The sequence below is a fragment of the Billgrantia desiderata genome (genome assembly GCF_900108215.1).
Lineage (GTDB): Bacteria > Pseudomonadota > Gammaproteobacteria > Pseudomonadales > Halomonadaceae > Halomonas > Halomonas desiderata.
This window is the reverse complement of sequence record NZ_FNVC01000039.1, coordinates 1-22,879: the sequence shown is the minus strand read 5'-3', so window position 1 is coordinate 22,879 and position 22,879 is coordinate 1. Positions and strand designations below refer to the sequence as shown.

At 62.6% G+C, this 22,879-nt stretch carries 22 protein-coding genes; 14 read left to right on the top strand and 8 right to left on the bottom strand.

Going from position 1 to position 22,879, the window contains the following annotated elements; genetic code table 11:
- Window positions 1-367 precede the first annotated feature (367 nt).
- From C4S71_RS21790 to C4S71_RS21765, 6 genes are all read right to left on the bottom strand, one after another.
- Window positions 368-1,465, bottom strand: a complete 1,098-nt coding sequence (locus tag C4S71_RS21790; protein WP_103970543.1) for a FliC/FljB family flagellin — start codon at window positions 1,463-1,465, stop codon at window positions 368-370.
- Window positions 1,466-1,660: 195 nt separating this feature from the next.
- Entirely contained in the window at window positions 1,661-2,488 is an 828-nt protein-coding gene (locus tag C4S71_RS21785; protein WP_103970542.1) for a flagellin N-terminal helical domain-containing protein, read from the bottom strand.
- Window positions 2,489-2,621: 133 nt separating this feature from the next.
- Window positions 2,622-4,016: a flagellar filament capping protein FliD gene (gene fliD / locus C4S71_RS21780; RefSeq protein ID WP_103970541.1), complete on the bottom strand. Its 1,395-nt coding sequence runs from the start codon at window positions 4,014-4,016 to the stop codon at window positions 2,622-2,624.
- A 125-nt stretch (window positions 4,017-4,141) separates the two neighbouring features.
- Entirely contained in the window at window positions 4,142-5,971 is a 1,830-nt protein-coding gene (locus C4S71_RS21775; RefSeq protein ID WP_103970540.1) for a methyl-accepting chemotaxis protein, read from the bottom strand.
- Window positions 5,972-6,064: 93 nt separating this feature from the next.
- Complete coding sequence (locus tag C4S71_RS21770; RefSeq protein ID WP_103970539.1) at window positions 6,065-7,108, bottom strand: OmpA family protein; 1,044 nt, start codon at window positions 7,106-7,108, stop codon at window positions 6,065-6,067.
- Window positions 7,109-7,210: 102 nt separating this feature from the next.
- Window positions 7,211-9,733, bottom strand: coding sequence for an EAL domain-containing protein (locus C4S71_RS21765; RefSeq protein WP_103970538.1), 2,523 nt, complete (start codon window positions 9,731-9,733; stop codon window positions 7,211-7,213).
- A gap of 332 nt (window positions 9,734-10,065) precedes the next feature.
- On the opposite strand from C4S71_RS21765, the gene C4S71_RS21760 reads away from it, so the two are divergent.
- A complete protein-coding gene (locus C4S71_RS21760; protein ID WP_103970537.1) occupies window positions 10,066-10,431 on the top strand; it encodes a flagellar protein FlaG in 366 nt (121 codons plus the stop codon).
- A 4-nt stretch (window positions 10,432-10,435) separates the two neighbouring features.
- On the opposite strand, the gene fliE is transcribed toward C4S71_RS21760, so the two are convergent.
- Entirely contained in the window at window positions 10,436-10,765 is a 330-nt protein-coding gene (gene fliE / locus C4S71_RS21755; RefSeq protein ID WP_103970536.1) for a flagellar hook-basal body complex protein FliE, read from the bottom strand.
- Between the two features lie 468 nt (window positions 10,766-11,233).
- Here fliE and fliF point away from each other — a divergent pair, with 468 nt between their 5' ends.
- The 13 genes from fliF (at window position 11,234) to fliR (ending at window position 22,398) form a co-directional block, all read left to right on the top strand.
- On the top strand, window positions 11,234-12,967 hold the full coding sequence (gene fliF / locus C4S71_RS21750) for a flagellar basal-body MS-ring/collar protein FliF (protein WP_103970535.1): 1,734 nt from the start codon (window positions 11,234-11,236) through the stop codon (window positions 12,965-12,967).
- Window positions 12,960-13,964 carry a flagellar motor switch protein FliG gene (gene fliG / locus C4S71_RS21745; RefSeq protein WP_103970534.1) on the top strand — a complete coding sequence of 335 codons (1,005 nt, stop codon included), beginning with the start codon at window positions 12,960-12,962 and terminating at the stop codon, window positions 13,962-13,964. The genes fliF and fliG overlap by 8 nt, the downstream gene beginning before the upstream one ends.
- Entirely contained in the window at window positions 13,957-14,703 is a 747-nt protein-coding gene (locus C4S71_RS21740; RefSeq protein ID WP_086509957.1) for a flagellar assembly protein FliH, read from the top strand. Before fliG ends, C4S71_RS21740 begins: the two co-directional genes overlap by 8 nt.
- 10 nt (window positions 14,704-14,713) lie before the next feature.
- A complete protein-coding gene (fliI, locus tag C4S71_RS21735; RefSeq protein WP_235014810.1) occupies window positions 14,714-16,111 on the top strand; it encodes a flagellar protein export ATPase FliI in 1,398 nt (465 codons plus the stop codon).
- Window positions 16,108-16,563, top strand: a complete 456-nt coding sequence (gene fliJ, locus C4S71_RS21730) for a flagellar export protein FliJ (RefSeq protein ID WP_103970533.1) — start codon at window positions 16,108-16,110, stop codon at window positions 16,561-16,563. The genes fliI and fliJ overlap by 4 nt, the downstream gene beginning before the upstream one ends.
- Before the next feature lie 18 nt (window positions 16,564-16,581).
- On the top strand, window positions 16,582-17,850 hold the full coding sequence (locus tag C4S71_RS21725) for a flagellar hook-length control protein FliK (RefSeq protein ID WP_103970532.1): 1,269 nt from the start codon (window positions 16,582-16,584) through the stop codon (window positions 17,848-17,850).
- Between the two features lie 108 nt (window positions 17,851-17,958).
- Entirely contained in the window at window positions 17,959-18,435 is a 477-nt protein-coding gene (fliL, locus tag C4S71_RS21720) for a flagellar basal body-associated protein FliL (protein ID WP_086509954.1), read from the top strand.
- Between the two features lie 17 nt (window positions 18,436-18,452).
- Window positions 18,453-19,499, top strand: a complete 1,047-nt coding sequence (fliM, locus tag C4S71_RS21715; protein ID WP_086509953.1) for a flagellar motor switch protein FliM — start codon at window positions 18,453-18,455, stop codon at window positions 19,497-19,499.
- On the top strand, window positions 19,492-20,067 hold the full coding sequence (gene fliN, locus C4S71_RS21710) for a flagellar motor switch protein FliN (protein WP_086509952.1): 576 nt from the start codon (window positions 19,492-19,494) through the stop codon (window positions 20,065-20,067). Before fliM ends, fliN begins: the two co-directional genes overlap by 8 nt.
- The gene (gene fliO / locus C4S71_RS21705) at window positions 20,064-20,501 is read left to right on the top strand and encodes a flagellar biosynthetic protein FliO (RefSeq protein ID WP_086509951.1); all 438 of its coding nucleotides are present in this window, start codon (window positions 20,064-20,066) and stop codon (window positions 20,499-20,501) included. The genes fliN and fliO overlap by 4 nt, the downstream gene beginning before the upstream one ends.
- On the top strand, window positions 20,498-21,283 hold the full coding sequence (gene fliP / locus C4S71_RS21700) for a flagellar type III secretion system pore protein FliP (protein WP_235014807.1): 786 nt from the start codon (window positions 20,498-20,500) through the stop codon (window positions 21,281-21,283). The genes fliO and fliP overlap by 4 nt, the downstream gene beginning before the upstream one ends.
- 46 nt (window positions 21,284-21,329) lie before the next feature.
- Window positions 21,330-21,599 (top strand): flagellar biosynthesis protein FliQ, encoded by a 270-nt coding sequence (gene fliQ, locus C4S71_RS21695; RefSeq protein WP_086509950.1) that lies wholly within the window; start codon window positions 21,330-21,332, stop codon window positions 21,597-21,599.
- A gap of 7 nt (window positions 21,600-21,606) precedes the next feature.
- Window positions 21,607-22,398 carry a flagellar biosynthetic protein FliR gene (gene fliR, locus C4S71_RS21690; RefSeq protein WP_086509949.1) on the top strand — a complete coding sequence of 264 codons (792 nt, stop codon included), beginning with the start codon at window positions 21,607-21,609 and terminating at the stop codon, window positions 22,396-22,398.
- A gap of 170 nt (window positions 22,399-22,568) precedes the next feature.
- Here fliR and C4S71_RS21685 read toward each other — a convergent pair.
- Window positions 22,569-22,879: transposase (locus tag C4S71_RS21685; RefSeq protein ID WP_200825349.1), on the bottom strand; the 311-nt coding region annotated here is incomplete at its 5' end.

The following is a 22,879-nucleotide window of genomic DNA, read 5'->3' as shown; positions in this document are numbered from 1 at the left end:
ACACCCGCCGCATCTACTGCCGCCCCTTCCGGATAGCTATTGGGCTTCGAGTTTCTTGGCCCTCTCGCCCAGGTGGCGACAGCCTCGTATGCGATTTCTGTTCGTCGGGCCGGGAGTTTGCCTCCAACTTCCTTCAGATTCCGTCTCGCGACGGACACCCTTGCTGTTCGGCTAACGGTTCCCGCTATCAGGGTCCGTAGGGGACTTTCACCCCCAAGTCATTCCGAGGCACCACCCTCGGAAACAGCGCCCGTCGGGCGCTGCGCGCCATGCCTGGCGCACCAAAAAAAGAACCGGCCCCCCTGGGGGCCGGTTCGAGGTATTCCAGGGGAAGGCAAGCCTTCCCGAGGATTTACCGAGGCTAACCTTAGCCCAGCAGAGACAGGACGTTCTGCGGGATCTGGTTGGCCTGGGCCAGTACGGAAGTGCCGGCCTGCTGCAGGATCTGCGCGCGGGTCATGTTGGCAACTTCCACCGCGTAGTCGGCATCTTCGATGCGCGAGCGGGCAGCAGCGAGGTTGGTTTCGTTGGTGTTCAGGTTGGTGATGGCGTCTTCGAAGCGGTTCTGCACGGCACCCAGCTCGGAGCGCAGGCTGTCGACCTTGTTCAGAGCGGCATCCAGAGCAGCCATCGGCCCATCAGTAGCCTGGAGACTCTCGCCTTCGACAACACGAATCTGCTCGCCAATAGTGACAGCAGCGGTCGGGTCGTCAGTGCCATCACCATCGGTAATGGTAACGTCAGCGGCAAAGTAATCATCGCCAATCTTCACTGCGTAACGGGTCGTACCGTTATCGTCGTATGACATGAAGTCAGCAGCAGCGACTGTCACTGCCTCACCACCGCGTGTGAAAGTGATATCACCATGATCTACGGCCACAGGCGTGGCCTGTCCATCCTCAAGCGCAGCTGTGCTAAGGTCATCCGTGCCAAGCACAGTCTGGACGCTAAAGCCATCCAGACCCAGAGTGTCACGATTGATGGTCTGGAGGTTGACAGTGATAGTTTCACCGTCATTAGCACCGACCTGAATACGCAGACCTTCGTCAGTGTTCAGTACGTTCACACCGTTGAAATTGGTCTCGGTGGAGATACGATCGATCTCGTCCAGACGCTGATCGATCTCGTCTTGGATGGACTGCAGGTCATTCTGAGAGTTAGTGCCGTTGGATGCCTGAACGCTCAGCTCACGAATACGCTGCAGGTTGTCGTTAATCTGGTTCAGAGCACCTTCAGCGGTCTGGGCGACGGAGATACCATCGTTGGCGTTACGCTGGGCCTGGGCCAGACCGGTGATCTGAGCGGTCATGCGGTTGGCGATGGCCTGACCGGCGGCGTCGTCCTTGGCGCTGTTGATACGCAGGCCGGAGGAGAGGCGCTCCATGGAAGTCTGCAGAGCATTCTGAGACTTGTTCAGGTTGGCCTGGCCAATCATGGAAGTGATGTTGGTATTGATGACTGACATGGGTCATTCCTTCTTTTCGTTGAGGGCTCCATTGGCGGGCCCACTGAACCTTGTTTTCCTGGCCCAGCATCTCGGGCCTACCTCAACGGCGCCGTTGGCCGTTACCCTGATTAACGGCATCTGGGCCTGGGACTTTAGGGCGAGAACGAAAAAATTTTTGAATTCGCGTTGCAGATACTCGGAGAACAGCCAAATTCAGCGCTGGCGCAGTAGTTCGAGGACAATCTCCGGCTGGCGATTGGCCTGGGCCAGGATGGCAATGCCGGCCTGCTGCAATATCTGGGCGCGCACCAGATTGGAGACTTCCTGGGCGTAGTCGGCATCCATGATGCGCGAGCGAGCGGCGCTGAGATTGACCACGGTGCTCTGGATGTTGTCGATCACCGCCTCGAAGCGGTTGTGCAGAGCGCCGAGCTGGCTGCGCTGACGGTCGGTGCGTTTGAGCGCTTCGTCGAGCACGTTCAGGGGTGATTCGGTGGCATCGCCATCCTCATCGGTCAGCACACGAAACCCGTTCAACCCCAACGAGTTCCGATTGACGGCTTGAAGCTCGATGGCGATGGTCTCGCCGTCGTTGGCCCCTACCTGGATGTGCACGCGACCGTTTTCGCCCACGACGGAAACACCGTTGAAGCCAGTCTGCAGCCCGATGCGATCTATCTCATCCAGGCGCTGGTCGATCTCGGCCTGTATCGCGGCGAGATCGGTGGGGCTCAGGGTGCCGTTGCCGGCCTGCACGGTGAGCTCCCGGATACGCTGCAGATTGGTATTCACCTGGCCAAGTGCCGCCTCAGCGGTTTGCACCAGCGAGATGCCGTCATTGGCGTTGCGCGCCGCCTGGTTGAGCCCGCGGATTTGCGCCGTCATGCGGTTGGCGATGGCCTGCCCCGCCGGGTCGTCCTTGGCGCTATTGATACGCAGGCCGGACGAGAGCCGCTGCATGGCACTCTGCATGGCCTGCTGGCTGCCGCGCAGATTGCTCTGCACGATCATCGACAGAATGTTGGTATTGATTACGGCCACTTAAAGCCCTCCTCCAGGCGCTTCCTGTGCACCCGTGGAGAGAATATCGGCCTATAGGAATTAAACTTTAAGAGCCGCGCCCAGACACAAAAAACCGCCCACTATGGGGCGGCTGAATCATGCGTTGGCGGAATCATTTCTGCCCGAGCTGGGCATTCATCATCTCGAACTGCTGGAACAGGTAGTCGCTGGTCTGGTTCATCTGGGCGATCATGCCGTCGAGCTGACCGAACTGAGTGCGATAGCGGGCAATGGTGGCCTCGATACTCTGCTCCATGCGCAGGTAGCGCTCGTTGAGGCTTTCGATGCGACTCTCGGCACCGCTGATGGCGCCGCCCAGGACACCGTTGCTGCCATTCAACTGAGTCACGGTCTCACTGAGTTGGCCGGCCAGGCCGCCGGTGGTGCTGTCACCGGCGAAGAAGGCACTCAGCGCATCCTGATCGTTGACGATAACGCTATCCAGGCGCTGCTCGTCGATCTCCAGGGTGCCGTCGAGCTTCAGCGAGATACCGATATCGCTGAGCATGGAGAAACCGCCCTCTTCGCCCCCCATACCGCCGGCCAGAACGCTGCGCAGGCGCCCTTCGATGCTGCGTACGGCGCTGTCACCCAACAGATCGCCGGCGGTTTCGCTATCGCCGCTGAAGGCGGTCAATTCGCCGATGGTGCCCTTGAGCGCATTGTAGGCCTCGACGAAGCCGGTGATGGCTTCGCGCACCGCGCGGGTGTTCTGTTCCACTTTGACGGTACTGCTACCCTCTTCCGTCAGGCTGAGCGTAACCCCTTGTATCGCTCCCTCCACCTGGTTGGAGGCACTGGTGATGGGAATACCGTTGACGTTCAGTAGTGCGTCCTGCCCTGCCTGGGCAATGGCTCCTGCCCCTTCCGCTCCACTGAAAGCAATACCATCGGCAAAGAAGCCATCACTGAAGGTCAGATCGGTGATGGAAGCCGCCTCGCCGGTCTCGCTGCTCATCAGCGCGAGCCGGTAGCCCTCACCGTCGTTGACGATGGAAGCGGTAACGCCGGCACCCTCATGGGCATTGATGGCATCGCGAATGTCCTCGAGCGTACTGCCTGCAGCAATCTCGATATCGATCGCCTGAGGAGCCTCGCCGGTAGCGTTGCCGAAGTGCAGCGTCAGCGTCTGGTCGCTATCGGTCAGCACCTGGTCGAGATCGACCTCAAGGCGCGCCGAAGCCAGGCTGCCGGCCGAGGCCAGCCGCTCCACTTCGATGGCGTACTGGCCCATGGCGGCATCACGCCCGGCTGCCGCCTCGACGGAATTGCCAGCCACCGACGTGGAGAGGCTCTGATAGAGCGAAGCGTCGTTGAGGGCGTTGGCGGCGGCCTGGAAGCCGGAGAGTGCACCACGAAGTTCGCCATAGGCGGAGATCTTGACCTGCTGGGTCTCGATCTGACGTTCGATGGGCTTGAGCTTACCCCGTTCGGCTTCGTTGAGCTGGTCGAGCAGACCGTTGAGATCGAGCCCGGAACCGATGCCGAGAGAAGAAATGCTGGCCATAAGGGACTGCCTTGTGTCGGTGTATTGACTTCCTGTTATCACAACCTCGGCGGACAGCCGAAAAACTTTAGCCTTCAGAGAAATATTTTCAGTGCGTCGGCCGCATCCTTGCGGCCTCGGCGTCATTACGCTTGGGCAAGTGCCAAGCGACGCTCACTCAGCTTGAAGCCGCTCACAGCCTCAGCCAGGCGATCTGCCTGCTCCTTGAGCTGTTCGGCAGCTACGGTGGATTCCTCTACCAGCGCGGCATTCTGCTGCGTCATGCGGTCGAGCTCAGCCACGGCGACATTGACTTGACCGATCCCGTCGCTCTGTTCGCCAGCAGCCACGCTGATCTCTCCCAGGACCTTGGCGACACGGCTGACGCCAGCGACCAGTTCTTCCATGGTGGTACCTGCCTGCTGAACCAGCTCGGTGCCGTTGGCGACCTTGTGGCTGGAGGCTTCGATCAGCCCACGTATTTCGCGTGAGGCCTCGGCGCTGCGCGTGGCCAGTTGGCGAACCTCGCCGGCCACCACGGCGAAGCCTCTGCCCTGTTCACCGGCCCGGGCCGCTTCGACAGAGGCGTTCAAGGCCAGCAGGTTGGTCTGGAAGGCGATGCCATCCATCACCTTGACGATATTGCCGATACGTTCCGAAGCGGCGGTGATTTCCTGCATGGTGGCAACCACCTGTCCCACCACTTCGCCACCGCGAGTCGCCACGCTGGAAGCAGACTGCGAAAGCTCGCTGGCATGGCGTGCCGAATCCGCCGTGTGCTCCACGGTGCTGGTGATCTGCTCGATGGAGGCCGAACTTTGCTGCAGGCTCGATGCGGCATTTTCGGTGCGCCGGGAGAGGTCCTGGCCGCCACTGGCGATCTCGCCTGCCGCCACGGTAACGGATTCGCTGGCATCACGGATGGTGAGCATCACGCTCTCGATGCGCGAGACGAAGCGATTGAAGGCACCTGCGATCTGCGCTACCTCGTCGCTCCCCCCTTCCGGCAGGCGCTGAGTCAGGTCGCCATCGCCGCTGGCGATGTCCGTCATGGCATCGCGAACCGTCTGCAGGCGCCGAAACATGAGCTTGAGCATCGCTCCCAGCACCAGGGCCGCTCCCAGCACCACCATCACCAAGGTTACCAGTGCATTGCTGAGTACGGCTCGCAGCCCGGCAGTGGCCTCGCGCTCATCCAGCGCCACCACCAGTTGCCAGTCGGTGCCCTTAATGGGCACGCTACGCAGCCATTTGTCGCGCCCGCCCAAGGCCAGACGAACGGGGTGCTCGACGCCAATCGGGCCGGAAAAATAGCCAGCCCCGAATGCTGAGGTCAGCCGCGAGGCCGGCTCGAGTGTCATCTCGGGATCGGGGTGCGCCACCAAGGTGCCATCGGCCGTAACGAGGAAGGCAAAGCTGTTCGGTGTCGGTGCGATCTCCCCCACATTGTTCACGATTTCACCGATGGCGATATCCCCACCGCCAACGGCAACCAGGCGGCCATCGATATAGAAAGGAGTCGCGATAGTTACCACCAGTTCGCCTGAGTCAGCATCTGTGTAGGGTTCAGTAACGACGGTGGCTTCCTCCCCCACTGCCTGCCGATACCAAGCTCTTTCTCGAGGGTCGTAGTCAGCGTCTGGCTCCCACTCATCGGAGAATACAGCTCTGCCACTCCGTGGATAGGCCAGATACGTAGCAATGAAGCCACCCGAGGCCTCGAGCTGCAGTAATGCATCAAGTGGATCATCGCTCTGCGCCACCGAAGCGAGCGCCTCCAGCATGTCTACGCGGGCATCGAGCCACTCGGAGATGGCCAGACCATTGCCCTGAGCCACGGCCGCCAGGTTGCGTGCCACCTGCTGATCGTTATGGTGACGAAGGGTGAAATAGCTGATGGCAGCATTGATTATCAACGCCGTGGCAATCACGGCGGCAGTCGCCAGCAGAAGACGTAGTCGAAGAGAATTGAACATGGTGAACTCTCGGGTCGAATGTCGGGGCTTACGACTCTTCCATGAGTCGGATTGACCCATATCGGCCGTGAGAGATTAGACTTTAGGCGTATTTCACCGCGCGTGGATGATTACCTCGACCCGGCGGTTCTGAGCTCGCCCTTCTACCGTATCGTTATTGCCCAGGGGCCGTGTGTCGGCGAGCCCCACCGCGCGCAGGCGCTGCGAGTCGACACCGGAGCGCTCCAGCTCGTGAACGATGGCGATGGCTCGGGCGCTGGAGAGCACCCAGTTGGAGGGGAACTCGTTGGTCTGAATTGGCCGGCTATCGGTGTGCCCCTCAATGGCCACCTCACCGTCGTGGCGCTGGATCACTTCGACCAGGCGTTGAATCAACGCCTCTCCCTCTTCGGTAAGCTCGGCGGCAGCGGTGGGGAACAGCAGGCGGTCTTCCACGCGCAACTTGATGCCTTCGGCGACCCGGGTCGCCTCGACGCCCTCCAGATCCGGCAGATAGGGCGCATCGCGCAGGTCTTCATCCAACGACTGTTGCAGCAGCTGCGATGCCGCAATGGCGGGCTCATCGATCTGCCGCAAGCCGCTCGGGGGGCGGTCGGTCAGTAGCAGGATGAAATCGCCGCGCGAGTTGGGCAGGACATCGTTGGCCGCGAGCAGGGGCTGCAGCGGTGGTTGTAATGGCGCAAGCGTAGCCGGCGCCTGTTGCTCCAGCAGAGCCAGCGGCGTTGGCGGCGGCATGAATGCGGGTAAAGCGGCAGGTGTCGGTACCGGTAACGCCGGTAACTCGCCCCTACGCGGCAGGCCGGCCACACCCAGCGCCGCCGCAATGGCCGACTGGCTCAGGCTTCCGGCAACGGGCCGAGGCTCGCCCGTTTCGGCCGTTGGCACCAAAGCCTGGGCCAGCTCGCTGGGCAGGGGAATCGCGAACGGCACCCGATCCGCCAACGATGGGCTAGCGTCGGAACGGCCGAAGCTGGAAAGGGTGAAGATCAGTACCATCAAGGCCACCAGCAGCGTCATGATGTCCAGATAGCCGATCATCCAGGCGCTGTCCTGGTCGTGATCGTGATGACTGGGCAAGAGCGATTCGTGGCGCAAGGGACCACGATGATCGCCACTGCTGGCTTGCAGGGAGCTCATCGAAACGGTTTGTCATCCGAGGGAAGATGGCATGCTAGCGTAACGGTCGAAGGCACCGAGTGAAACGGCGAAAAGCGCGACTCGCGGGCGCTTCCTCGGGCTTCAGCTGGTGCTTTCGGGCAATCCGCTGCGTGATGCCAGGTAGCGGCTGGCAAAGAGGTCGGCCGGAACCGCTCGCCCGGTGAGATAGCCCTGGATCAGCTCGACCCCGTGACGCCCGAGAATGTCACGCTGGGACTCGGTTTCGACCCCCACGGCAGCCAGGCACAGCTCCATTTCGCGAGCCAGTCCTGCCACGGCGGCGACGATAGCCGCACTGCCTTTCTGGCCGCTGTCCAGCCGCTGCACGAAACGGCGGTCAATCTTCAACATGTTGATGGGCAGCTCATGCAGGTAACCGAGAGCGGCATAGCCGGTGCCGAAGTCGTTGATGGCGACATCCCCTGCCAGGCGTCGTAGACGTTTGAGTACCACGGCGGCCTGCTGAGGTTTGTCGAGCAGAGTACGCTCGGCTATCTCGAAGCCCAGCAGCCCGGGCTGCAGATTGTGCTGCTTGAGCTTGGTCGCCACTCGCACGGGCAGTTCCGGCTGCCAGAACTGACGGGCGGAGAGGTTGATGCTGATGGGAACCGACGCGCTACCGGCGACATTCCATGCGACCAGTTGGGTGCAGATCTGCTCCAGCATGTATTCATCCAGCTGTGGCAGCAGCCCAGCACGCTCGACCAGCGCCATGATGTCGATCGGCGGCACGCTGCCCAGCAGCGGATGATGCCAGCGCAACAGGGCCTCGGCACCGTACAGCCTGCCGCCCTCTCGCTCGAAGATGGGCTGATAGTGCAGCTGCAAGCCTTCACCCGTGATGAAGGCATCATGCAAGGCCTTTTCGAGCGCCCGCTGACGGTCGTCCTGCAGGTTCATCTCGTTGCGATAAAGGCGATAGCCGTTGCGGCCCTCCTCCTTGGCCCGGTACATCGCCACGTCGGCGTTATGCACCAGGGCTTCCGCGGTGGTCGCATCGTCGGGGTAGAGGCTGATGCCCAGACTGCAGCCAATGCGAAACTCCTGACCCTCGATCACGCAGGGCTCGCCCACGGCCTCCACCAGGCGACGAGCGATACGAGTCACCTCGTCGACCTCTTCGAGATCGGGGAGCAGGATCAGGAACTCGTCGCCGCCCAGACGAGCCAGAGTGTCGTCTTCACGCAGGCGCAGCTGCAGCCGTTCGGACATCATCACCAGCAGCTCATCGCCGAAGGCGTGACCGAGCGCATCGTTGACTTCCTTGAAGTGATCCAGGTCGACGAAAATCACCGCCAGGCGGCTCTGGTTGCGGTGGGCATGCCGAATCGCCAGCTCCAGGCGATCCTCCAGCAGACGACGGTTGGGCAGGCCGGTGAGAGCGTCGTAGTAGGCCAGCTTGCGTATGCGCTCTTCGTTCTCGCGCATGTGGGTGATGTCGCTGAACAGCGCCGCATAGTGGGTCACCGCACCGCTGTCGTCGGTGATCGCCGTGATGGTCAGCATTTCGAGATAGAGCTCGCCACTCTTGCGCCGATTCCATATCTCGCCCCGCCAGTAGCCGCTGCGCTTCAGCGCATCCCACATCTGGCCGTAGAAGGCGGCGTCGTGACGGCCCGATGAGAGTATCTCCGGGGTTCTGCCAATCGCCTCTTCGGCGGTATACCCGGTCATGTGGGTAAAGGCGCGATTGACGAATTCGATCCGGTTGGCGGGATCGGTGATGATGATGCCCTCCAGCGAGGAGTCGATGACCCGCTCCGCCAGCTGCAGGTTCTCCCGCGATTTGGCCAGCGCCTGGTCACGCTGCTCCAACGCCTGACGCAGATCCTGCATATATAGGCACTCGGCACTGGCCAACATATCGCGAAAGCCCAGCAGCCCAACCACCTCATCGCTGTCGTCGAGCACCGCGAGGTGACGCACCCGATGGTTCATCAACAGGTCACGGGCGGCGATCAGGGTGTCGTCCTGATACACCGTCAGCAGCGGCCGGCTGGCTAGCCCATCGATGGGCGTATTACCCGGGTGACGTGCCACGAATCGCACCAGGTCGCGTTCGGTGAGGATGCCCAGCTCGCCGTTCCCGCACTTGACGACCACGGCATCGCATTCGGATAACCGCATCGAACGCGCTGCCTGTGACAACAGCTGCGTACCTTCGAGCACCAGGGCACGCTGACGCATCGCTGCCTGCACCTCGCGCAGGCGAAGGTAGGGCTCGAGCCCCTGGTTCAGGGCGACATCCGTCTGCGACAGGATGCCGACCGGCGCTCCGGCATCGTCGACCACCAGGAAGTGGCGACGCCGCTCGGCGTTGAAGCGCAGCGCCGCCTCGCTCATCGGCGTGGAGCAGTGCAGGCTCGCTACCGGCCGACTCATCACCTCCGAGACCGGCTGACGTACAGCATCGGGGTCGGCGAAATTGACGGCCAGCGCATCGTGTTCGGTCCAGATGCCCAGCGGCTGTCCGGCCTTTATCACGATGATGGAGCTGCATTGGCGAGCCGCCATCCGCTCGGCCGCCATCCACAGCGGTGTCTCGGGCTCGCAGGTGAGAAGCCCGGTCTGCATGATGCGTTCGATGGGTAGCTCTTGGCTCATGTCGCCTCACTGCTGGCTGCTGCTCGATGCATCGGCTACGACGTCCTGTGCCCAACCAAGAGCATCCGCCTGTCACCTGCATGTTCTGGAGTGGCGCAGTCTAAATGTAGCCAACTGTTACCGCATTTTATCCGCTTAGCTTAACTTTGCATCAACGAATAACGAAAACCGCCAACGCTGCGACAACACACCACCATGAAAAATTGGCAAGATGCCCTAAAGGCGGCTTCTCTTCGGCCGATATAGCCTGTGGGAGAGGCTGTCCACGAACGGCCTTGGGGGAGATGCTGGATGCCAGCATCAGCAGGACGTATACAAAAGGAAAACAGTCAATGTCTTCGCCACTGACCGACGCCACCAACGCTTTGAGCACATCAGCACTGCACGACCTGACGCCACGTCAGCGCAAGGAGAACGTTCTGGCCTCGTTGCCCAGCGCCGGCTCCATGCTGGCCCAGGCCGAAAGCCACGGGATGTCGCCCAGCCAGGCCGACCTGGTAGAGCCGATCCAGCGTATCAACGAAGTGTTGCGCCAGTACGGCGTGGAATTCGAGCTCAACGACACGACACGCGTCATCACGCGCATCGTGGACCGCGAGTCAGGAGACGTGCTGCGCCAGATCCCGGCGGAAGAGGTGCTCGCCATTGCCGAGCGCCTGGACGAACTGAAGGGTAGTCTGATCAGTCTGCAAGCCTGATCGGTTACACCTGCATGTTCATAACGTCACGGTAGGCGGAAACCAGACGGTTACGAACCTGTAGCCCCATCTGGAAAGCCACGCTGGCCTTCTGCATGTCGACCATGACGTCGTTGAGTTCGACATTGGGATCGCCGGCCTGGAACGCCATGGATTTGGCCGCGGAAGCCTGCTGCAGGCGGTTGATACGCTGAATGGAAGCTTGCAGCTCACCGGCGAAACCGCCCTGCCCCACCTGAGTGGAAACCTGCTGCCCCTTGGCGACCGGCCCGCCGGCCTGGGCCGCCATGGCCTGCATCTGTGCCAGCGCCGACTGGATGGCAGGTGAACTCATGTTCCGCACCCCTCGTCTCGTGTTAGGAAAATCTGTACAAATGCCTGCGCGAGCGAATCGCTACGTTACGCGGTGCTCGAAATCCTCACATATACCCCATATGCTCCGGTTCCTGCGCTCCGTGCGCCTTGCGCTTCATCCCGCTCGTCAATTTGTCCAGCATTTCCTTGGTTGGCGGGCTCATTGCGAGCCCACTGGAATGTAGAGCAAGACTATCAGGTTGCCGCGTTCGCCAAACGACCAATTGGAAGGTAAAAAAGGGGCTTTTCCCGCCTTTGGAGTGGATGGGGGCTCGCATAATAGCGTTCATCACAGTTGCGCCCCTTGCGGGCAGCCAGAACGCGGTGAACGGATGCAGTCGATGCCATCTTCCAGCTACACACTCTACGCAGCCCAGTGCGCGGCCTATGCCGTCACCTTGGGCGTGGCTCATGAAGTTGCCCCGTGCTTGCTCATGCGGGGGCACGCATGAGCAACGGCGCAACGACGCAGGAGCGTCAGGACTCTTCAGCCAGCGGCTCCGCGGCGGTGGTCGAACGGCTCCAGCAACAGCTGCGCGGCAATCCCTTGATCGCCATTCTGATCGGTGGCGCTGCGATGGTCGCCATCGTGGTCGCCCTGCTGATGTGGGCGCGTACGCCTGAGTACCGTGTTCTCTACAGCAACCTCACCGAGGCCGACGGCGGGCGCATCATCAGCGAGCTGGAGAACCGCGGCGTCCCGTACCGCTTCAGCGAGGGCGGCACGGCGCTATTGGTGCCGGGCGACAGCGTGCACAGCCTGCGCCTGCAGCTGGCCGAACAGGGCCTGCCCCGCGGCGGCAACGTCGGCTTCGAGCTGATGGACAACCAGGCCTTCGGCGTCAGCCAGTTCACCGAGCAGGTCAATTTCCAGCGCGGCCTGGAGGGCGAGCTATCGCGCTCCATCGAATCGCTGGGGCCGGTATCCCGCGCCCGCGTGCACCTGGCCATGGCGCGTTCCTCGGTCTTCGTGCGCGACCGCGAGCCCGCCAAGGCCTCGATCATCGTTACCCTGGAGCCTGGCCGGGTGATGGGCGACGGCCAGGTCAGCGCCATCATTCATATGGTATCCAGCAGCGTTCCCGACCTGGCCGCGGAAAACGTCACCGTGGTCGACCACAGCGGCCGCCTGCTTTCTCAGACCAGCACCCAGGGTCGGGGCCTCGACGCCACCCAGCTCGACTACATTGCCGAGGTGGAGCGCTCCTTCCAGCAGCGTATCGAAAACATCCTGGCGCCGATCCTCGGCCGCGAGAACATCAGCGCCCAGGTCGCTGCCCAGATCGATTTCTCCCGCCGCGAAGAGACCTCCGAGCGCTTCGGCCCCAACCAGCCGCCCAACGAGGCCGCGATTCGCAGCCGCCAGTCGAGCCTTTCCTACAACGGCGGCGACGGTCTGGCGCTGGGTATCCCCGGCGCGCTGAGCAACACGCCGCCAGGCGTGGCGCCCTCGCCCATCGAGCTACCCACCGACGAAGACGGTGAACTTACCGAAGAGGCCCAGCAAAGCCTGCAGGCGCTGAACAACCTGCGCCAGGACGACGTGGTCAACTTCGAGGTCGATCGCAACATCCAGCACATTCAGCATCGTCAGGGCGAGGTGACCCGCCTTACCGCCGCCGTAGTGGTGGACTACCGCGAAGAGCGCAACGAAGACGGCGAATGGCAGCGCGTGCCGTTGAGCGAGGCCCAGATCGCCCAGATCGAACGTCTGGTGCGCCAGGCCATCGGCTTCTCCCCGGCACGCGGCGACGAAATCGAAGTGGTCAACAGCCCGTTCAGCCGCGACGTGACGGAAGCCGAAGAGTTCGAGTGGTGGCAATCGCCCGAGATTCATTCGCTGGCTCTGACCATCGGACGCTATCTGCTGGTGGCATTGGGAATACTTCTCGGCTACCTGCTGGTCCTGCGCCCGCTGATCAAGCGCCATACCGAGCAGCCCGTGCTGGCTAGCGCTCCGGGCACAGGTCTGCAGGTGCGCGTGGGTGACGACGGCGAGCCGGCCGAGGGTGAACTGCAGGCCGCCGGAGACGATGACGAGCTGCGGCCGTACCAGAAGCCCAAGCGCAAGCGCCGCTCGTCGGCCTACGAAGACCATCTGGCCGAGCTGCGTGAGCTCGCCCAGGAAGATCCCCGCATGATCGCCATGATCGTACGCAGTTGGATGAGCAAGCATGAGTAGTGCCAAAGCGATGAACGGCGTTCGCCGCAGCGCCATCCTGATGCTGGCCCTCGACGAGGACAGCGCGGCCGAGGTGTTCAAGTTCCTCTCGCCCAAGGAAATCCAGCAGTTGAGCATGGAGATGGCCGACATGGGCCAGGTCTCTCACGAGGACATGCAGCAGGTGATGCTGGAGTTCCATCGCGAGACCGAGGAGTTCATCGCCCTCAACCTCAACTCCAGCGATCACATTCGCTCAGTGCTGACCAAGGCGCTGGGCAGCGAGCGCGCCACCAGCATCATCGAGGATATCTTGGAGTCTTCCGGATCCAGCAGCGGCATCGATTCGCTGAACCTGATGGAAGCCTCGATGGTGGCCGAGCTGATCCGCGACGAACATCCGCAGATCATCGCTACCATCCTGGTACATCTGGAGCGTCATCAGGCGGCCGATATCCTCGAGCTGTTCGACGACAAGCTACGCAACGACGTGGTGCTGCGTATCGCCACCTTCAGCGGCGTGCAACCGGCTGCCCTGCAGGAACTCACCGAGGTGCTCTCGGGCATGCTCGACGGCCAGAACCTCAAGCGCAGCAAGATGGGCGGCGTGAGAACGGCAGCCGAGATCCTCAACCTGATGAACTCCTCTCTCGAGGAAACCGCCATCGAGACGGTTCGCGCCCACAGCGAAGATCTGGCGCAGAAGATCATCGACGAGATGTTCCTGTTCGAGAATCTGATGGACCTCGACGACCGCAGCATCCAACTGGTGCTCAAGGAGATCGACACCAACTCGCTGGTGGTGGCGCTCAAGGGCGCCCCCGAAGGGCTCATGGAGAAGTTCCTGCGCAACATGTCGCGCCGTGCCGCCGACCTCATGCGCGAGGACATGGAGGCCCGCGGGCCGATTCGCGTCTCGCAGGTGGAAGCCGAGCAGAAGGCCATTCTCCAGGTGGTACGCCGCCTGGCCGACTCCGGCGAGATCGTGCTGAGTGGCGGAGACGACACCTATGTCTGAGCGGGCGACCGGCGCGGAACGCCACGCCTCCTGGCGGCGCTGGCAAATGGACGAACTGCAAGCCGAGCAGCCCGAAGAAAACGCCCGCCAGGCGCTGGATCCGGCCGTGGAAGCCCGGCGCCGCGAGGCCTTTCAGCGCCAGGCGGAGTTGAAGGCGCTGCGCGAGAAAGTGATGCAGGAAGCCCGCGAGGAGGGCTATCGCGCCGGCTTCGAGGAAGGCCGCCAGGCGGGGCATGCCCAAGGCCTGGATGAGGGGCGCCTGGAGGCGCAGAAAGAACTCGAGCAGCAGGTGCGTGACACCGTGGCACCGCTGAAACCGTTGGCCGAGCAGTTCTCCAACGCTCTCGAGCAGCTCGATGACGAGATTGCCAACGACCTTGTGGAGTTGGCCCTGGCCACCGGGCATCAGCTCGCCGGCGAGGCGCTCAAGGCACGCCCGCGCCAGGTGCTGGAACTGATCGGTGCGCTGCTGCATACGGAGCCGCCGCTGGTGGGCCAGCAGCGGCTCTGGCTGCATCCCCTCGACCACAAGCTGGTCGAGGAGCACTTGGGCGTCGAGCTGGCTGCGGCCGGCTGGAAACTGCAGCCCGATACCCAGCTCACCCGCGGCGGCTGTCGCGTCACCAGTGCCAACGGCGAGTTGGATGCCACCTGGGAGACACGCTGGCAGGCGGTGAAATCCCAGGTCAGACGTCGGCGCTCCCCCACCAGCGACACCGACGGCGACCGAGAAGAGTAGAGGCAACGCGATGAGCGAAGCGGCAACGACCACCAATGCGCATCAAGCACGCTGGCAGCAGACGCTGCGGCATGTGCGCGCACGCGTGGAAACGGTGCCCGGCTATCGCACCAGCGGCCGGGTGCTGCGTGCTACCGGCATGGTGATCGAAGCCGTCGGTCTGCGCGTGGCCCTGGGCAATGCCTGCCGTATAGAGCTGCTCTCACCCGGTGGCAGCGAGCCGCCCCGTTTCGCCGAAGCCGAAGTGGTGGGCTTCAATGGCGAGCGTCTGCTGCTGATGCCGCTCACGGAAATTGCCGGCCTGATGCCCGGTGCCCGGGTCTTCCCGCTGGGCGATGGCCCGGACCATGCGGCACGTCGCTTCCCATTGGGAGAATCCCTACTCGGCCGGGTGGTCGACGGTAACGGCGAACCTCTGGACGGCCTCGGTCCGCTCGATGACGCCCCCCGTGCTCCACTGTCCACACCCCCGCTCAACCCTCTGAAGCGCGCTCCTATCGATGAGCAGATCGACGTCGGCATTCGTGCCATCAATGCCCTGCTCAGCGTCGGCCGTGGCCAGCGCATGGGTCTGTTCGCCGGCTCCGGCGTGGGCAAGTCGGTGCTGTTAGGCATGATGGCACGTTATACCGACGCCGAGGTCATCGTGGTAGGCCTGATCGGCGAGCGGGGCCGCGAGGTCCAGGACTTCATCGACAACATTCTCGGTCCCGAGGGGCGACGGCGTGCCGTGGTGGTGGCGGCGCCGGCCGACACCTCGCCGCTGCAACGTCTGCAGGGCGCCGCCTATGCCACTCGTCTGGCAGAGGGTTTTCGTGATGCGGGCAAGAACGTCCTGCTGATCATGGATTCGCTGACCCGCTACGCCATGGCTCAGCGGGAAATCGCGCTGGCCATCGGCGAGCCGCCGGCCACCAAGGGCTATCCGCCCTCGGTATTCGCCAAGCTACCCAGCCTGGTGGAGCGTGCCGGCAATGCCGAGCGCGGCCGCGGCTCGATCACAGCCTTCTATACCGTACTGACCGAGGGCGACGATCAGCAGGACCCGATTGCCGACTCGGCACGGGCCATCCTCGACGGTCATATCGTGCTGTCACGCACCCTGGCGGAAGCCGGTCACTACCCGGCCATCGACATCGAGGCCTCGATCAGCCGCGTGATGACACACATCATCGACGATCAGCAACTGAGCATGACCCAGGCGTTCAAGCGGCTGTTCTCGCGCTATCAGCGCAATCGCGATCTGATCAGCGTCGGCGCCTACAGCCCCGGGCACGATCCTCAGTTGGACGAGGCCGTACAGCGTTACCCGCAGCTGGAGCACTTTCTCCAGCAGGGCATGAATGAGAACGCCTCCATCGAGGCTTCCAAACAGGTTCTGGCCGAAACACTAGGAGTCAGACAATGAGTGCATCGTCACAACTCGCCATGCTGAGCGATCTGGCTCGCGACGCTCGCGACCAGGCGGGACAGCTGCTGGCGGGCGAGCGTCAAAGTGAACGTCAGGTCAGCGCTCAGTTGGAGTCGCTCAATCGTTACCGGCTCGAGTATGCCGAGCGCCTGCAACAGGCCATGCGTGAAGGCATCGATCCGGCCAGCATGCACAATTATCAGCAGTTTCTGGCGTCCCTGGATGCCGCACTCCAGCGCGCCAGACAGGCGTTGGACGCCCAGCAACAGCGCGTTCAGCAGAGCCAGCAGCATTGGCAGCAGGAACAGAAGCGGCTTTCCGCCTTCGATACCCTGGTATCGCGGCGCGACGCCGAACGGCAGCGCCAGGAGGCACGCCGCGACCAACGTATCAGTGACGAAATGGCAGCCGGACGGCTACTACGCCAGCGTACCGATCTCTCTTCCTGAGACGGTAAGGAGAACACCATGAATATCCAGATGATCCTATCCGCTCTGCCGAATCAGCTCTCCGGCAAGCAGGAAGCCGGTGTCGCCCCGGGACAGTTTGCCCTGGCATTGAACCAGGCAAGCAGCAGTGACCGCTTTGGCGACGGCACTCTCCCCCTTCAGCTGTCTGGTTCCGCCCATTCCTTGCCGCAAACCATGGCCGCCCATCAGGCTCTGCTGCAGGCGATGAACGGCACCATCGAACAGCAGCTCGGAGAGAACGGCCCCACGGATGCTGACGCCAACGCCCAGCTCGAAGACATCATGGCACGGCTTGCCCTGATCGACGGCAGTTTCGTCCAGGAGCAGGACGCTGCCGGCATGCCGGCTCCGATGCCACAGGCCGCTACCAACCCGATGGTCGGCGGTGATGCCAACGCTGCCGATCAAGCCGAACGACAAGCCGCCGCCTTCGGCGCTGCAGCCATGCCGGCCCCGAGCAGCGCGGGTGAAATGAGAATGGCAAACGGCGATACCACCCTGCTCGCCACTGCCGGTCCTGGCACAGCCGGACAAGACCAAGCCGCTCGATCTGCAGCGCTGGCCCAGGCTGCCACCGCCGCCGACCGTGGCATCGTCACCAGTGCTGCCGCCGAAGCCCCGGCACGCTCTGCCAGCCCGGCATCGGAATTCTCCACCGCCTTCGCCAGAACGGCACAGGCTGGTAGCGAAATTCGCGCCATGGCACCGGAAGCGCCGCGGGCCGGCTTCGTGCCGGAAGCCGCCACCATGACACAGCCCGGTAGCGCTCCGGCAGGGCAGGCCCAGGCTGCTGCGCAACCCGCACTGCCCACCCAGGCCACTCTCACCGCCCCGCTGCAGAGCCCCAACTGGCCCGCCCAGTTGGGTCAGCAACTGGTGCAGTTTGCCCGCAGTGGCGGCGAGCAGCAGGTCGAGATGCGCCTGAACCCGGCCGAGCTCGGCCCGCTCTCCGTGACACTCAAGATGACCGAGCAGGGCGCCCAGGCGCAGTTCCTGGCCTCACATGCACAGGTTCGTCAGGTGCTGGAGCAGGCCATTCCGCAACTGCGTGAAGCGCTGGCCGAACAAGGCATTACCCTGGGCGAAACCTCGGTGGGCGAGCAGCGCCACCATGATGCCCAGGCTTTCGCCAATCAGAATGGCCGCCAGGGTCAGGGCGGTTCAGCTTCAGGCGAGGCAGAGGCCGCTCTGGCCGCAGCCGACGAAGCCGCATCGACTTCGACCGCCACCCTGTCGCTGGATGGCCGGGTGAACCTCTACGCCTGAGACAAAAAGCCAAGATAAGCCCTTTCGCGCGGCCTGTTCCTGTCATCGCAGGCCGCGCAGCTTGGCATAATCATCCCAACAGCTGGACAACATACGAAAGGCAAGGCAATGGCAAAATCGACGGGTGGCTCCTCCAAGCTCCTGTGGCTGATGGTGCTGCTGGTACTGCTCTCCATGGCAGCAGCGGGAGCGGCCATCTACATGGTCATGAGCGAGCGTGACGCAAGCGAAGGTGGCAACGCTCAGACGCAGCAGCTACAGCGACAGACACCGATCTTCGTCAAGATCGACCCCTTCACAGTCAATCTCGCCGACGACAATTTCGGCTCGCGGCTGCTCTATACCGGCATCTCGCTGAAGGTCGGCAACAACGAGACTCGCGAGATTCTCACTGAGCACATGCCGCAGGTTCGCAGCCGTCTGCTGATGCTGTTCTCCGGCAAGCAGGCCAGCGAGCTGACCACACCGGAAGGCAAGCGCCGCCTAGGCGAAGAAGTGATAGCCGTGCTATCCGACCCGCTGTCCCAGCCTCAGCCGCCCCTGGAAATTCGGGACGTGCTGTTCACCGAGTTCATCGTGCAATAATCGGGTGCCCTGCCACCATGTCCCAAGACGATCTGCTGTCACAGGATGAGATCGACGCCCTGCTCAAGGGCGTCAGCGGCGACGACGAACCCGTTGCACGAAACGACGGCGAGGCGCGCGTACGTCCTTACGACCCGGCGACCCAGCACCGCGTGATCCGCGAGCGCCTGCAGGCGCTGGATATCATCAACGAGCGCTTCGCGCGGCACTTCCGCATGGGGCTGTTCAACCTGCTGCGGCGCAGCGCCGACATCACCGTCGATTCGGTGCGTTACCTGAGCTACAGCGAGTTTTCGCGCAACGTACCGGTGCCGACCAACATCAACATCATCGGCATGAAACCGCTGCGCGGCTCGGCATTGATCGTGTTCCCGCCGAACCTGGTGTTCATGGTGGTCGACAACCTGTTCGGCGGCGACGGACGCTTCCTGACCAAGTCGGAAGGTCGCGAGTTCACCAATACCGAGCAGCGCATCATTCAGCGCCTGCTGAATCTGGCCATCGACGCCTATGAGGAGTCGTGGAAGTCGGTCTATCCGCTCCAGATCAGCTATCTGCGCTCCGAGATGCAGTCGAAGTTCGCCAACATCACCAACTCGCCCAACGAGATCGTGGTGAATACGAACTTCAACATCGAGGTGGGCAATCTCACCAGCAGCTTCCAGATCTGCATCCCCTACTCGATGGTCGAACCGTTGCGCGATCTGCTGGCAAACCCGCTCAGCGACGGCCACCACGACAAGGACGGCTCCTGGAGCAAGCGCATGGCCGGCGAGCTTCGCCGTTCAGAAGTGGAACTGATTGCCAATTTTGCCGATATCCCTACCCGCATCGCCCATGTCATGGCGCTCAAGGTAGGCGACGTGCTTCCGCTGGAACTCCCCGAGACCGTGACCGCCAGCGTCGACGGAGTGCCGGTGATGGAGTGCGACTACGGCAGCCAGCACGAACAGCGCGCGCTGCGTGTCATCCGCATCATCGACCATGGTGCACAGAACCCGGTGTCGAAGGACGCCTTCATCAAGGGCGCAGCGCCTCAAGCCAAGGAATCCAAGCATGACTGATCCCAAGAAACCCGATCAGAACGTTTCCGACGACGACTGGGCCTCCGCCATGTCCGAACAGCAGGATAACGAGCCGGCCGCCGACGACGACCCCTGGGCCGAGGCCATGGCCGAACAGGCCGCGGCAGAACAAGGCGCTGGCAGCGGTGACGACGACGACCCCTGGGCGGAAGCCCTGGCCGAGCAGGAAGCGTTCGAGGCGTCCGCCGACGAGCCCGCAGCCGCTGTTGCCCCCACGCCTGCCCCGCAGTCCGCAGGGGAACGGGTGTTCCGCCCGCTCGACAGGGGCAAGGAAGGCGGAGCGCCGCGTGACCTCGAGATGATCATGGACATCCCGGTCAAGCTGACCGTGGAACTGGGCCGTACCAAGCTGACCATCAAGCAGTTGCTCGAGCTGGCCCAAGGCTCCGTCGTCGAGCTAGACGGTCTCGCCGGCGAGCCAATGGATATCCTGATCAACGGCTACCTCATTGCCCAAGGCGAGGTGGTAGTGGTCGACGACAAGTACGGCATCCGCATCACCGAGATCATCACCCCCTCCGAGCGGGTGCAAAAACTCAACCGATGAGCAACACTCCTTCGACCGTATCCCCGGCCGGCGTCGAATCGCTGGCCGTGGGTGGCGATGCCCTGGTAGGCATGGCCACCCTCGGCAAGACGGCTGCGGCCCTGGCGCTGGTCATCGCCATCATCCTGATCTGCACTGCTTTGCTGAAACGCTGGAACCCCCAACAGCGGGCGGCAGGCGGACATCTGCGGGTGGTGGGCAGTGCTGCCGTTGGCGCTCGCGAGCGAGTGGTCATTGTCGAGATCGAAGACACCTGGCTAGTGCTCGGGGTCGGAGGCGGCCAGGTCAACAAGCTGCACGAGCGGCAGGCACCTGCACGCCCCGCGGGTGAGAAGACCGGCACACAGACCGAGGACGAGCGCTTCGCCGTTCGCTTTGCCCGCGCTTTGAAGCACAACGCCGGCCTGGGTGGCTCCAGGCGGGGAGAATCATGATTCGTCCGTCTCTCTCTCGGTCCTTGCCACTACCCTCGTCTGTGCGCTCGCTGATCCTGTTTGCCGTCCTTTTGCTTGCCCTTCTGCCTCTGGGCGCCCATGCCCAGCAGATTCCAGGCATCATCAGCCAGCCCCTGGACAACGGCGGCCAGCAATGGTCGATTCAGCTGCAAACGCTGCTGCTGCTCACCTCGCTGGCCTTCCTACCGGCGGCGCTGCTGATGATGACCAGCTTCACCCGTATCATCATCGTGCTCAGCCTGCTGCGTACTGCCATGGGTACTCAGGCCACCCCGCCCAATCAGGTACTGCTGGGTCTTGCCCTGTTTCTCACCTTCTTCGTCATGTCACCGGTGATAGGGCTGGTGTACGAGACCGCCTGGGTGCCGCTCAGCGCCGATGAGATCGATTTCGAAGAGTTCCTGCTGCTGGCCCAGGAGCCGTTCCGCGAATTCATGCTGGCCCAGACTCGCGAACCGGACCTGGCGCTCTTTGCGCGCCTGGCCGAAGTCGGTCCCATGCAGGGACCGGAGGACGTACCGCTGCGTATTCTGGTGCCGGCCTTCGTCACCAGTGAGCTGAAGACAGCGTTTCAGATCGGCTTCACCATCTTCATCCCATTTCTGATCATCGACCTGGTGGTTGCCAGCACCCTGATGTCACTGGGCATGATGATGGTGCCGCCGGCCACCATCTCGCTGCCGTTCAAGCTGATGCTGTTCGTGCTGGTGGACGGCTGGCAGCTGATCGTCGGATCGCTGGCGGAGAGCTTCTTCATATGAACGCCATCAAGAGAGGCCGGGCGCCCCGCGCCGGCAAGGAGTCACGATGACGCCGGAAATGGTCATGGGCATCGCCTACCAGGGAATGCGCGTCACGCTGTTCCTGGCCGGCCCGCTGTTGATCACCGCCCTGCTCACGGGTCTTATCGTGAGTCTGTTTCAGGCTGCCACCCAAATCAACGAGATGACCCTCTCGTTCATTCCCAAGATTCTCGGCGTGTTCACCGTACTGGTGCTGGCCGGCCCCTGGCTGCTGAAGCTGATCGTGGACTTCACTCGCAACCTCTTCACCAGCATACCCAGCATGCTGATGTGAGTCGCCCATGGTCGAGGTGACCTTCGATCAACTGCACGCCTGGCTAGTGCTCTTTCTCTGGCCCTTCGTGCGTATCCTGGCATTTTTCCAGGCCGCCCCGCTGTGGGGACACTCCAGCGTACCCAACCAGGCCAAGATCGGGCTGGCATTCCTCATCACGCTGGTGATCGCCCCGGTACTGCCTCCCATGCCCGACGTGCCCCTCGTCTCCTGGGCTGGTTTCGGCATTTTGGTGGAACAGATGCTGATCGGTATCGCCATCGGCCTGGTGATGCATGTGGTCTTCGCCGTGGTCCAAGCCGCCGGCGAATTCATCGGCCTGCAGATGGGCCTGGCCTTTGCCTCGTTCTTCGACACAGGCAGCGGTACCAATACCATGATCCTGTCGCGAATCTTCTTTATGGTCACCCTGCTGATGTTCTTGGCCCTGGGCGGCCATCTGATGGTACTGGAAGCTCTGGTGTCGAGCTTTTATGGCCTACCTATCGGCATCGGCGCATTCAATCCCGCGGCCTTCGAGATGATGGTGCGTTACGGCGGTACCATCTTTGTAGCGGGCATGTCGCTGGCGTTGCCGCTGGTGGGTTCGCTGCTGATCATCAACCTGGCCATGGGCATTCTGAACCGCTCCGCGCCGCAGTTAACGGTATTCAACATCGGCTTCCCCACTTCGCTGACCGTGGGTCTCGTACTGTTAATGGTACTGATGACAGACATGTCGCGCTTCCTGCAGCGCCTGTTCAGCAACGGCATTCAGTTCATCTATTCGCTGATCGAGGCCTTAGCGCCACTGACCTGAACGGCTCTCTCCCGACTGCTGACTCCACTAGCCAGTCTAGCTATAAACGCAAAGCATGAACGATCGGGTAGGGGCCGGGGTCACCCCCGGCGCCCTCCCACACCACCGTACGTACCGTTCGGTATACGGCGGTTCATGAAGAGTTATTGTCAAATCCTGTGTATGGCAGGTCAGGCGGCAGTCCTGTCTGACTGATCGGTCAAGGGTTCGCCGTCCTTGAACTGGACGTTGTTCACGACCAGCTCCAGCTTGTTGAACCCCTTGATCCGCTTCCAGCGCTTCTGGGCGCTCTGAAGCAGCTTGAAGACCATCGCCAGGGTCGTCGCTCTGGAGCCGCAGTTCCGGCTGCGCTTGCTCCGCAGGCGGACCGTGGCGAAGGTCGATTCGATCGGGTTGGTGGTGCGGATATGCACCCAGTGTTCTGCCGGGTAGTCATAGAACGCCAGCAGCTCCTCCCGATCCTTGGCCAGGCACTCCATGG